Source organism: Clostridium thermobutyricum (assembly GCF_000371465.1).
Classification (GTDB): Bacteria; Bacillota; Clostridia; order Clostridiales; family Clostridiaceae; genus Clostridium; species Clostridium thermobutyricum.
Genome location: NZ_KB850956.1, coordinates 2449126 through 2462082, shown reverse-complemented (window position 1 = coordinate 2462082; position 12957 = coordinate 2449126). Strand labels below are relative to the sequence as shown.

Annotated in this window: 12 protein-coding genes; all 12 read left to right on the top strand. The window is 28.8% G+C overall.

The features are described from left to right. The first annotated feature begins 7 nt into the window (after positions 1-7). The gene (gene buk / locus HMPREF1092_RS11465; RefSeq protein ID WP_002598838.1) at positions 8-1075 is read left to right on the top strand and encodes a butyrate kinase; all 1068 of its coding nucleotides are present in this window, start codon (positions 8-10) and stop codon (positions 1073-1075) included. Positions 1076-1270: 195 nt separating this feature from the next. Then, positions 1271-1582, top strand: coding sequence for a YerC/YecD family TrpR-related protein (locus HMPREF1092_RS11460; RefSeq protein ID WP_002598837.1), 312 nt, complete (start codon positions 1271-1273; stop codon positions 1580-1582). Between the two features lie 61 nt (positions 1583-1643). Next, positions 1644-2990, top strand: a complete 1347-nt coding sequence (gene glmM, locus HMPREF1092_RS11455; protein ID WP_002598836.1) for a phosphoglucosamine mutase — start codon at positions 1644-1646, stop codon at positions 2988-2990. 514 nt (positions 2991-3504) lie between these two features. Continuing rightward, entirely contained in the window at positions 3505-3582 is a 78-nt protein-coding gene (kdpF, locus tag HMPREF1092_RS17815; RefSeq protein WP_080023863.1) for a K(+)-transporting ATPase subunit F, read from the top strand. 18 nt (positions 3583-3600) lie between these two features. Continuing rightward, positions 3601-5286, top strand: a complete 1686-nt coding sequence (gene kdpA, locus HMPREF1092_RS11450) for a potassium-transporting ATPase subunit KdpA (protein ID WP_002598835.1) — start codon at positions 3601-3603, stop codon at positions 5284-5286. Positions 5287-5299: 13 nt separating this feature from the next. Next, complete coding sequence (gene kdpB / locus HMPREF1092_RS11445; RefSeq protein WP_002598834.1) at positions 5300-7369, top strand: potassium-transporting ATPase subunit KdpB; 2070 nt, start codon at positions 5300-5302, stop codon at positions 7367-7369. A gap of 10 nt (positions 7370-7379) precedes the next feature. After that, positions 7380-7976 (top strand): potassium-transporting ATPase subunit C, encoded by a 597-nt coding sequence (locus HMPREF1092_RS11440; RefSeq protein WP_002598833.1) that lies wholly within the window; start codon positions 7380-7382, stop codon positions 7974-7976. Between the two features lie 43 nt (positions 7977-8019). Then, a complete protein-coding gene (locus tag HMPREF1092_RS11435; RefSeq protein WP_002598832.1) occupies positions 8020-9177 on the top strand; it encodes a universal stress protein in 1158 nt (385 codons plus the stop codon). Positions 9178-9497: 320 nt separating this feature from the next. Beyond that, complete coding sequence (gene ilvN, locus HMPREF1092_RS11430; protein ID WP_002598831.1) at positions 9498-10010, top strand: acetolactate synthase small subunit; 513 nt, start codon at positions 9498-9500, stop codon at positions 10008-10010. 22 nt (positions 10011-10032) lie between these two features. Further along, a complete protein-coding gene (gene leuC / locus HMPREF1092_RS11425) occupies positions 10033-11292 on the top strand; it encodes a 3-isopropylmalate dehydratase large subunit (RefSeq protein ID WP_002598830.1) in 1260 nt (419 codons plus the stop codon). A gap of 11 nt (positions 11293-11303) precedes the next feature. Then, positions 11304-11795, top strand: a complete 492-nt coding sequence (leuD, locus tag HMPREF1092_RS11420) for a 3-isopropylmalate dehydratase small subunit (protein ID WP_002598829.1) — start codon at positions 11304-11306, stop codon at positions 11793-11795. An 80-nt stretch (positions 11796-11875) separates the two neighbouring features. Then, complete coding sequence (gene leuB / locus HMPREF1092_RS11415) at positions 11876-12955, top strand: 3-isopropylmalate dehydrogenase (protein WP_002598828.1); 1080 nt, start codon at positions 11876-11878, stop codon at positions 12953-12955. The last annotated feature ends 2 nt before the right edge of the window (positions 12956-12957 follow it).

Genomic DNA, 12957 nt, shown 5'->3' with positions numbered 1-12957 from the left:
ATATAGTATGTCATATAAATTATTAATAATAAACCCAGGATCAACATCAACTAAAATTGGTGTATATGAAGACGAAAAAGAAATATTAGAAGAAACACTTAGACATTCAGCAGAAGAAATAGGAAAATATGCTACAATATTTGACCAATTAAGCTTTAGAAAAGATGTTATACTAAATGTACTAAAAGAAAAGAATTTTGATATAAAAGAATTAAGTGCTGTTGTTGGTAGAGGTGGTATGCTTAAACCAATTCCAGGGGGAACTTATGAAGTTAATGATGCTTTAATAGCAGATTTAAAAGAAGGAGTACAAGGACAACATGCTTCAAACTTAGGTGGAATATTAGCAAATGAAATTGCTAAAGAAGTTGGAGTAAGAGCATTTATAGTTGATCCAGTTGTTGTTGATGAATTAGATGAAGTTGCTAGACTTTCAGGAATACCTGAATTACCAAGAAAAAGCAAGTTCCATGCTTTAAATCAAAAAGCAGTTGCTAAAAGATTTGGTAAAGAAAGTGGAAAAGGATATGAAAATTTAAATCTTATTGTAACTCACATGGGTGGTGGAGTTTCAGTAGGAGCTCATAAGTTAGGAAAAGTTGTTGATGTAAACAATGCTTTGGATGGAGATGGACCATTCTCACCAGAAAGAGCAGGAGGAGTTCCAGCTGGAGATTTAATTAAAATGTGTTTCTCAGGAAAATATACAGAAAAAGAAGTATTTAGTAAATTAGTAGGAAAAGGTGGTATGGTAGCTTACCTAAATACTAATGATGCTAGAGATGTTATTAATGCAGCTTCAGAAGGAAATAAAGAAGCAAAATTAGTTTATGATGCATTTATATATCAAGTAGCTAAAAGTATTGGAGAAATGGCTACTGTATTAGAAGGAAACGTAGATAAAATAATATTAACAGGTGGAATTGCATATTCAGAAAAAGTTGTTAATGATATAACTAAGAAAGTTTCATTTATTTCAGAAGTTAAAGCTTATCCAGGAGAAGATGAATTATTAGCGCTAGCACAAGGAGCTATAAGAGTTCTTGATGGAGAAGAAGTAGTAAAAGTATATTAATTAAATATGATATTAAAGCTCTAGAAATATAGAATAATTTTCTAGAGCTTTTTATTATTAAAAATAAGATTTGTTTTTGATATATGTAATAAAATATTAAAGATTGTCTAGTGAATGCTTTTATTATATAAAGTTGTGAATTAAGAAAGTAAAATGTATAATTGAATATATATAATAAAAGGCGGAGGAACAAAAATGAGTTTATTAGATTCAAAGTTAAAAAGTGAAGAAATGGATCTATTTTTCAATGCTATATTAAAATTAGAAAATATAGAGGAATGCTATAAATTTTTTGAAGATGTAGCTACTATAAATGAAATAAAATCTTTAGCTCAAAGACTTCATGTTGCAAAGTTATTAAAAAATAAAAAAACTTATACTGAAATTGCAGAAATAACTGGAGCGAGTACGGCAACTATTAGTCGAGTTAATAGAGCTCTTAATTATGGAAGTGATGGTTATAATATAATATTAGAAAGACTTAAAGAGCAAAATATTGTCAAATAATAGAGTAGATTATATACTATAGTAGTGTATTAAACTTGAATAATAAGAAAGAGGTAGAAAAATGAGTAGAATATTCGGAACGGATGGAGTTAGGGGAATAGCAAACTCTGAACTTACAGCTCAGCTTGCATATAATTTAGGTAGAGCAGGAGCTTATGTATTAACAGAAGGAGCTCACAAACCAAAGATAATAGTAGGAAAAGATACAAGAATATCAGGAGATATGCTTGAATCAGCATTAGTAGCAGGTATTTTATCTGTAGGAGCTGAAGCAATAATTTTAGGAGTTATTCCAACACCAGCAGTAGCTCATTTAGCTAGAGAATATGGAGCAGATGCAGGAGTAATGATTTCAGCATCACATAATCCAGTAGAATATAACGGAATAAAATTCTTTAATGGAAATGGATATAAATTATCAGATGAATTAGAAGATCAAATTCAAAGTGTAATAGAAGGTGGATTCAAAGGAGTGCCAAGTCCTGTAGGTTCACAAATAGGAAGAAAAAGAATAGAAGCTTCAGCTTTAGAAGATTATATAGAATTTGCTAAAAATACTACACCTTTTAAATTAGAAGGATTAAAAATTGCATTAGATTGTGCAAATGGTGCAGCATATGCAGCAGCAGTTCAAGCTTTTAGAGATTTAGGAGCAGAAGTATTTGTAATAAATGATAATCCAGATGGAACAAATATAAATGAAAAGTGTGGTTCAACACATCCAGAAGAACTTATGGACTATGTTGTAAGAAAAGGATGTGATATTGGATTTGCTTTTGATGGAGATGCAGATAGATGTTTAGCAGTTGATAATAAAGGAAATCTTGTTAATGGAGATTTTATATTAGCTATTTGTGCAAAACATTTAAAAGAAATTGGAAGATTAAAAGATGACACTTTAGTAGTTACAGTTATGAGTAACTTAGGATTAGATATAGCATGTAAGAATCTTGGAATAAATGTTATAAAAACTAAAGTTGGAGACAGATATGTTCTTGAAGAAATGGTTAAAGAGAAATACTCTTTAGGTGGAGAGCAATCAGGACATATAATATTCTTAGAAAATAATACAACTGGAGATGGATTAGTAACAGCTCTTCAAGTTGCATCAGTTGTTAAGAAAAGTGGTAAGACACTAAATGAACTTTGCTCAATTATGAAAGAGCTTCCACAAGTTTTAGTTAATGCAACAGTTCCAAATGATAAAAAGAATATATACTTAATAGATGAAGAAATAAAATCAGAGATAGAAAGAATGGAAAGATTAATGGATGGAAAAGGAAGAGTTCTTATAAGACCTTCTGGTACAGAACCATTAGTTAGAGTTATGCTTGAAGGTGAAAACCAAGAAGAAATAGATAAACTTGCGCATAATTTAGCAAATATGATATTAGAAAAATGTAAATAAAAAATTTTAAAATAATAGCCTACTTAAGGTATAGTATAAATTAGTTTATATTATAGAATCTTTAAGTAGGTTTTTATTTTTTTATAAATTATTAGTAAAGGTTTTCTTTAAAGTATAAATAGTAAATAAATATAAGAGTAGGACATCTACAATTCAAATAATACAAAAAATGTTAATAAAAATAAAAAAACAAAACATAAAAGTGCAAGAAAATTTGCATATTTTATTAAAAATCTTGCAAAAAGATATATTTTAAGTCAATAAATATAGAATTAGATTTAAAAAATATGAATATAATTATTTAATCCTTGCAAAAATTATGTTAAAAGATGTTTGGAAATAAGAGTAAATAAATTCAATAAAATGTAATAAATAAAATATGGAAAAGTAATTTATTATATATATAATTTTAATAAATAGAAATTTTAATATTAAAGTAAGAAACAGATTAAAAGTTAAGTAAAGTTATTATGAAAATTTAGGACAAGTCATTAGAGATTTGGAGGATTAAAATATGATTATATTAGGTATTATCATTATATTGATATTTGGATATTTGTTTTATGCACTGTTTAATCCAGATAAATTTTAACTTTAGGAGGAGAATACATTGGTTGGAGTACAATTAATTTTATTTTTAATTGTCTTTTTAATTATTATAGCTATAGTTGGAAAGTATATTTCTAATATAATAAATTTTAGAAATTATAAAACTAGTGGGTTATTTGATAAGATAGACAATTGTATATATAGAGTATGTGGTATTAGTCGAGATGAAATGTCCTTTAAGGAATATGTTAAAGCATTATTAATAAGTAATTTTTTTATGTTCCTACTAGGATTTATAATTTTAAAAATTCAAGGGTTAATACCTATATTTAATTCTGCAAGACATGCTAAAAACTTTAGTTTTACATTAGCTTTCAATACTGCTGCATCTTTTGTAACTAATACAGACTTGCAACATTATGCAGGAGCAAGTGCAGTATCAAACTTTACTCAAATGTTAGTAATAACATTTTTAATGTTCACTTCAGCAGCAACAGGATGTGCTATAGCTTCTGGGTTTATCAGAACTGTTGCTGGTAAAGAGAAATCATTAGGAAATTTTTATGTTGATTTTACTAGATTTTTAACAAGAGTATTAATTCCTTTTTCAGTAATCATAGGAATTATATTAGTTTTCTTTGGAGTTCCAGAAAGTCTTAAAGGAATAATAACAGTTAAGACTTTAAATGGTGGATTCCAAAATTTAATGTTAGGACCAATAGCATCTTTAGAAGCTATTAAGCATTTAGGAACAAATGGAGGAGGATTCTTTGCAGCAAACTCTGCACATCCATTTGCAAATCCAACATTAATAACAAATTATATAGAAATGATGTCAATGACAATATTACCAGGAGCTTTTGTAGTTGCTTTTGGAGATACAGTAAAAAATAAAAAACAAAGTATAGTAATTATAATAGCTTTACTTATTTTAGTTGCAGTTTCTTTCTTCATTATGTATCATTCAATTTCAAAAGGAAATGTAAGTTTAGAAAAACTTGGATTATCTAAAGCTTTTAGTGGTTCAGAAGGTCAAGAATTAAGATTTGGTCATTTAGGGACAAGTTTATTCAGTACAATAACCACTACATTTACAACTGGTAGTACAAATGCAGCTTTAAATGCAATGAATCCAATGTTTATATTTGCAACTTTATGGGGAATGATGCTTAATACATTATTTGGAGGAACTGGTGTAGGTTTCTTAAATATAATAATGTACGTATTATTAACTGTATTTATCTGTGGACTTATGGTTGGAAGAACTCCAGAGTTTTATGGTAAGAAAGTTGAAGCAAAAGAAATTAAACTTATAGCAGTATCAATATTAATACATCCAATATTAATATTATTTTCTACAGTTATTGCACTTCTTGGAGGATTTGCTGCTCATAGTGGAATTCATGGAGGTTTCCATGGATTTACTCAAATACTTTATGAATTCACAAGTGCAAGTGCAAATAATGGTTCATTAATGGGAGGATATATTAACAATGATACATTCTTCAATATGTTAACAGGATTTATAATGTTAATTGGAAGATATGCACCTATAATACTTCTTTTAGCTGTAGGAGTTTCTTTAGCTAATAAGAAAGCAGTGCCTAAGACTGTTGGTACATTTAGAACAGATAATGTAATCTTTGGAGTAATGTTAATAGTTATTATATTAGTTATTGGAGCATTAACATTCCTTCCTGTGTTAGGACTTGGACCTATAACAGAACATCTAAGATTCTTAGCTTAGCGAGGTGAATATTGTGAGTGAAAAAGAACAAGATAAAAAGAAATTTTTAAATAAAGAAATAGTAGGAAAAGCTTTTAAGGATTCTTTTAAAAAGCTAAGCCCAAAGAATATGATTAAAAATCCTATAATGTTTTTAGTTGAAATAGGTTGTGTGATAGTATTCATATTAGCCATATTCCCAAACCTATTTGGGCATACTACAGGAACTGGTGATGTTAGAGTATATAATCTAATAGTTGCTATAATATTATTTATAACAATTCTTTTTGCAAACTTTGCAGAAGCTATTGCAGAAGGAAGAGGGAAAGCTCAAGCTAGTACATTAAAACAAACAAAACAAAATACAAAAGCAAAATTACTAGATGAAGCAGGAAATATTAAAATAGTAAATGCTGATGAATTAAAAAAAGGCGATATCATCTTAATAGAATCAGGAGATTTAGTTCCAAATGATGGTGAAGTTATAGAAGGTATAGCATCTGTTGATGAAAGTGCTATTACAGGAGAATCAGCACCAGTAGTTAAGGAATCAGGAGGAGACTTTGCATCAGTTACAGGTGGAACTAGAGTAGTTTCAGACTGGATAAAAGTTGAGATAACAGTAACACCAGGAGAATCTTTCTTAGATAAAATGATTAAGCTTGTTGAAGGAGCTGAAAGAAAGAAAACTCCAAATGAAATAGCACTTAGTACACTTTTATTATCATTAACAATAATATTCTTAGTAGTTGTAGTTACTCTTTATCCTTTAGCAGGATATTTAAATGTTAAACTTTCTATAGCAACATTAGTTGCATTATTAGTTTGTTTAATACCAACAACAATTGGTGGATTATTATCAGCAATTGGTATAGCTGGTATGGATAGAGTTACTAGATTTAATATGATAGCTATGTCAGGTAAAGCAGTTGAGTCTTGTGGTGATGTAGATGTTATGATATTAGATAAAACAGGAACAATAACTTTTGGTAACAGATTAGCAGCTGACTTTTTACCAGTTGGTGATGTTTCTAAAGAAGATTTAATAAAGCAAGCTCTTTTAACTTCTCTTTTAGATACAACTCCAGAAGGAAAATCAGTAGTTGATTTAGCAGAAAAGTTAGGAATAACTGATAGCATAGATAATTATAAAGATGCGCAATTTATAGAATTCCAAGCTCAAACAAAAATGAGTGGTATGGATTTAAAAGATGGGACAAGAGTTAGAAAAGGAGCTAGTGCTGCTGTAAAAGATTTTGTTAAAAATTTAGGTGGAGTAATTCCTAGTGATTTAGATGAAAAAGTAGAGCAAGTTTCAAAATATGGTGGAACTCCATTGACAGTTTGTGTTGAAAATAAAATTTATGGAGTTATATATTTAAAAGATACAGTTAAGCCAGGGTTAGTTGAAAGATTTGCTAGACTAAGAGAAATGGGAATAAAAACTGTAATGTGTACTGGAGATAATCCATTAACTGCTGAAACAATAGCTAAAGAAGCTGGAGTTGATGACTTTGTAGCAGAATGTAAACCAGAAGATAAAATAGCAGTTATTAAAAAAGAACAAGAACAGGGAAAAATAGTAGCAATGACAGGAGATGGAACAAATGATGCTCCAGCTCTTGCACAAGCAGATGTTGGTATTGCAATGAATACTGGTACAACTTCAGCTAAAGAAGCTGCAAATATGGTAGACCTTGATTCAAATCCAACTAAAATTCTTGAGGTAGTTGAAATTGGTAAGCAACTTTTAATTACAAGAGGAGCATTAACAACATTTAGTATAGCAAATGATATTGCAAAATATTTTGCAGTAATACCAGCTATTTTTATAACAGCAATTCCTCAAATGAAAGTTTTAAACGTAATGCATTTATATTCACCTGCATCAGCAATATTATCAGCATTAATATTCAATGCTATAATAATACCAATTCTTATACCAGTTGCTATGAAAGGTGTAAAATATAGACCAATGAAAGCTGAATTATTATTACTTAGAAATGTTTTAATATTTGGTGTAGGTGGAGTAATAACTCCTTTTATAGGAATTAAATTAATAGATATGTTAATAACTCCACTTTGTAGAATGTTAGGAATGTAGGAGGAAGAGTATGAAACACATAAAAATAGGAATAAAAATAACAATATTCTTTGCAATTGTTTGTGGAATCATATATCCTCTAGTTTTAACAGGGATAGGCCAAGTTGCAGCAAACAAACAAGCAAATGGAAGTTTAATATATGTAGATGGAAAACCAATTGGTTCAAAATATATAGGACAAAGTTTTAATAATGATCCTAAATATTTCCATGGTAGACCATCAAGTATAAATTATAATATGACTTTAGAAAAAACAGATAATGTTCCTAAATCAGGTGGAGCAGTATTAGCACCAGATTCTAAAAAATTGCAAGAACAAGTAAAAGAAGAAATTAAACTATTCTTAAAACAAAATCCAGGAGTTCAAGCTAAAGATTTACCAGCAGAATTATTTACAGATTCAGCTTCAGGATTAGATCCAGATATATCTCTTAGAGGTGCTGAAGTTCAAATTGATAGAGTATCTAAAAATACAGGAATAAGTAAAGAGAAACTAAATCAATTTATAAAAGAAAGTGAAATTAGTGTTTCACCAAGTGGAACAACTTTAGTAAATGTATTAGAACTTAACTTAAATGTTGCTAAAGAAGCAAAATTAATAAAATAATATAAAGCAGTCTTAGGGCTGCTTTTTTTATGGAGGTTAGAATATGGATAGTAAGTGTACTGATTTTAGAATAGAAACCTTTCATAGAGATAGAGAAAATAAAAGGGAAGGAAAAGGAATATTTAAAATATACTTAGGATATTCACCAGGAGTAGGAAAAACATATAGAATGCTTCAAGAAGGAAATAAGATGCTTGAAGATGGTGAAGATATAGTTATAGGATATGTTGAAGATCATGATAGGTTAGAAACTAGACAACAAATTGGAAAATTAGAAATAATAGAAAGAACAAAGATAAAATATCGAGGAATAAATCTTGAAGAGATGAGTGTATCGAATATTCTTAAAAGAAATCCTAATTGGGTTATAGTAGATGAACTTGCACATACAAATATACCAGCTTCAAAGAATAAAAAAAGATATGAAGATGTTTTAGAACTTTTAGATAATGGAATAAACATTTTAACTACAGTTAATATTCAGCATATAGAAAGTTTAAATGATATGGTTTCTGAAATAACAGGAATAAAAGTTAGAGAAACTATACCAGATAGGATGCTTCAAATAGCTGATGATATTATGGTTATTGACCTTCCACCAGAAAGTCTTATAACTAGACTTAAAAGTGGGAAAATATATAAAAAAGAAAATATACAAAGGTCTCTTGAAAATTTCTTTGTAAAAAGTAATCTTATTGCATTAAGAGAATTAGCATTAAGAGAGGCAGCAAATGAAATTGATGATGATTTAACTATATTAAAAAGAAATAGAGAATTTAAAAATCATGTAAGAATAAATGAAAAAGTTTTAGTTTGTGTAAGTTCTAATCCACAAAGTTCAAGGCTTATAAGACATGCATACAGAGTTGCTAGAAGATATAAATGCAATCTTTATGTCTTAATAGTAGATTGTACAAATGTTGTAGCAAAAAGAGAATTTAAAGAAATGGATAAGGTATTAGAGGAGCATAAAAAACTTGCAAAAGCATTAGATGCAATAATTGTAGAGAAACAAAGTAAATCTGTTTCAAAAGCTATTGTTGATTTTGCTAATGAAGAAGGCATAACACAAATAATATTAGGGCATAGTAGAAGAAGTAAAATTCAAACTTTATTTAGAGGCTCTACAATAAATAAAGTTTTAAGTGAAGCTCCTAATGTTGAAGTAAGAGTAATACCATATATTCAAATACAAGATTAAAAAATAGGCTTAGTGCCTATTTTTTTTATTTTTGCTATAAAAATAAAGTAATAAAATTTTGTTATTGAAATCAAGCTAATTTATGAAAAAATCGAAGGAGTTTTTGAAAGTATTTTTGAAAAAAACAAAAATTTAGATTTGTAAAAAAATAATGGGAAAAATTGACAAAGAAAATTATGAGTAGTAGAATTTTAAAAAAGATCAGATAAGCAAATTATTAAGTGACCAAAAAGATATTAATGACCACTTTTATGATTAGATCAGTGAAAGTGGTTTTTTTATATATAATAAGCAGATAATGGCATAAGGGGGGCAAATTTATGAATAGACATGTACTATCTTTATTAGTAAAAAATTCGTCAGGAGTTTTAAGTAGAGTAGTAGGGCTCTTTTCTAGGAGAGGATACAATATTGATAGTCTTTCAGTAGGTAAAACAGAAAATCCAGATATATCAAGGATGACTATTTGCCTCAACGGAGACGATGATATATTAGAGCAATGTGAAAAGCAAATAACTAAATTACAAGAGGTAATAAGTGTAGAAAATTTAAAACCAGAGCAATCTGTTTATAGAGAATTAGTATTAATAAAAGTTAATGCTACAGATGAGAATAGAGGAAAAATAAATGAAATAGTCAAAATTTTTAGAAGCAAAATAATAGATGTTTCAAAAGATACTTTAACTATTGAATTAACAGGAGATGAAAGCAAAATAGAAGCTTTAATGAAACTTTTAAGTGAATATGGTATTGAAGAGTTAGTTAGAACAGGTTTAACTGCATTAGAAAGAGGAGATACAACAATAATTAAAAGAAATAATTTGAGAATTTGATAGTTAAAGGAGGATAGAGAGAATGGGAATGACAATGACACAAAAAATTCTAGCAAAGCATGCTGGATTAGATTTTGTAAGAGAAGGACAACTTATAGAAGTTAATTTAGATTTAGTTTTAGGAAATGATATAACTACACCAGTTGCAATAAATGAATTTAATAAATTCGCAATTGATAAAGTTTTTGATAAAGAAAAAATAGCTATAGTTCCAGACCATTTTACTCCTAATAAAGATATAAAAGCAGCAGAACAATGTAAGTTTACTAGACAGTTTGTGTTAAGTAAAAATATAAAAAATTATTTTGAAATAGGACAAATGGGGATAGAGCATTGTTTGATTCCTGAAAAAGGATTAGCAGTTGCAGGTGATGTAATTATAGGAGCTGATTCTCATACATGTACTTATGGTGCATTAGGAGTATTTTCTACAGGAATTGGCTCAACTGATATGGCAGCTGGAATGGCTACAGGAAAGTGTTGGTTTAAAGTTCCTAAAGCAATAAAATTTACATTAAAAAATAAACCAAGTAAATGGGTATCAGGAAAAGATATAATACTTCACATTATTGGAATGATAGGAGTTGATGGAGCACTTTATAAATCAATGGAATTTGTAGGTGATGGTATAAAAAATCTTTCAATGGATGATAGATTTACTATGTCAAATATGGCTATTGAGGCTGGAGGTAAAAATGGAATATTTCCAGTAGATGAAAAAACAATAGAATATTTAAAAGAACATACAAATAGAGAATGGGTAAGTTATGAAGCAGATAAAGATGCTATTTATGAAAAAGAATATGAAATAGATTTAAGCAAAATAAGACCTACAGTAGCTTTTCCACATTTACCTGATAATACTAGAACTATTGATGAGGTTGGAGATATAGAAATAGATCAAGTTGTAATTGGTTCTTGTACAAATGGAAGAATATCAGATCTAAGAGCAGCAAGAGATATATTAAAAGGACATAAAGTACATGAAAGAGTTAGATGTATTGTATTTCCTGGAACTCAAAAAATATATTTACAAGCTATAGAAGAGGGAATAGTTACAGATTTAATAGAAGCAGGAGCAGTATTTTCTACACCAACTTGTGGTCCATGCTTAGGTGGACATATGGGGATTTTAGCAAAAGGGGAAAGAGCTATTTCTACTACTAATAGAAACTTTGTTGGAAGAATGGGACATGTTGAATCAGAAGTATATTTAGCAAGTCCAGCAGTTGCAGCAGCATCAGCAATAAAAGGGAAAATATATAATCCAGAATTAATTTAGGGGGGAATAAAGTGAAGGCAAAAGGTAAAGTTTTTAAGTATGGTGATAATGTTGATACTGATGTTATTATTCCAGCAAGATATTTAAATACATCAAATCATAAAGAGCTAGCAAGTCATTGTATGGAAGATTTAGATAAAGAATTTATAAATAAGGTTAGAGTTGGTGATATTATTGTTGCAAATAAAAACTTTGGGTGTGGATCTTCTAGAGAGCATGCTCCTATAGCTATTAAAGCTACTGGAGTAAGCTGTGTTATAGCTTCAACTTTTGCAAGAATATTTTATAGAAATTCTATAAATATTGGATTACCAATTCTAGAATGTGATGAAGTAGCTAAAAAAATAGAATCAGGAAATGAAATTGAAGTAGATTTTAGTAATGGGATAATAAAAAATTTAACTAAAAACGAAGAATATAAAAGTGAAGCTTTCCCAGAATTTATGCAAGAAATAATTAATAGCAATGGGCTAATTGGATATATAAAGAAACAAAAGAAATAATAATGTAAAGTCTCTAAGACTAGACTTATATAAGATTATAGTGTGAAATTATAGTATTTAAATTATTGGGGGGAATAAATATGGAGTATAATATAGCAGTTATTCCTGGGGATGGAATAGGACCAGAAGTGGTAGATGTTAGTTTAGGAGTTTTAAATAAAGTTGCTAAAAAGTTTAATCATAAATTTAATTATAATTTTCTTCAAGCTGGAGGATGTGCAATAGATGCTGAAGGAGTTCCACTTCCGGAAAATACTTTAAAAGAATGTAAAAAAAGTGATGCTGTAATACTTGGAGCAATTGGAGGGTTTAAATGGGATAATCCTGAAGCAAAGATAAGACCTGAACAAGCTATATTGGGGTTAAGAGCTGGATTAAATCTTTATTGCAATTTAAGACCAGCGATTTTAAGCAAATGGCTTAAAGAAGTATCACCATTAAAAAGTTCAATTATTGGAGAAGGAATTGATATTTTAGTAGTTAGAGAATTAACTGGTGGAATTTATTTCGGAGAGAAAGGAAAAGCCGTAGTAAATGGAGTTGAAGAGGCTTATGATACTTTAAAATATAATGAAAATGAAATAAGAAGAATAGCTAAGATTGCTTTTGAATCTGCAATGAAAAGAAATAGAAAAGTTACTAATATTGATAAAGCAAATGTTTTAGAATCTTCAAGACTTTGGAGAAGAATAGTAGAAGAAGTTGCTGAAGAATATAGCGAAGTAGAGCTAAATCATCTGTATATAGATAATGGAGCTATGCAACTTGTAAAAAATCCAAGGCAATTTGATGTTATTTTAACTGATAATATGTTTGGAGATATTCTTTCAGATGAGGCAAGTATGATAACTGGTTCAATTGGAATGTTACCTTCTGCATCTCTTGGAGGCAATAATTTTGGATTATATGAGCCTATTCATGGAAGTGCACCAGATATTGCGGGAAAAGGAATTGCAAATCCATTAGCAACAATACTTTCTGTTAGTATGATGCTTAAATATACATTTGGATTAGAAAAAGAATCGAAAGTAATAGAAGATGCAGTTTCAAAAGTTTTAGAAAAAGGATATAGAACTTTAGATATTCTTAGTGAAGGAAAAATAAAAGTTTGTACAAAAGAAATGGGTGATATGGTTATAAAAGAAATTGGGGGAATGTAATT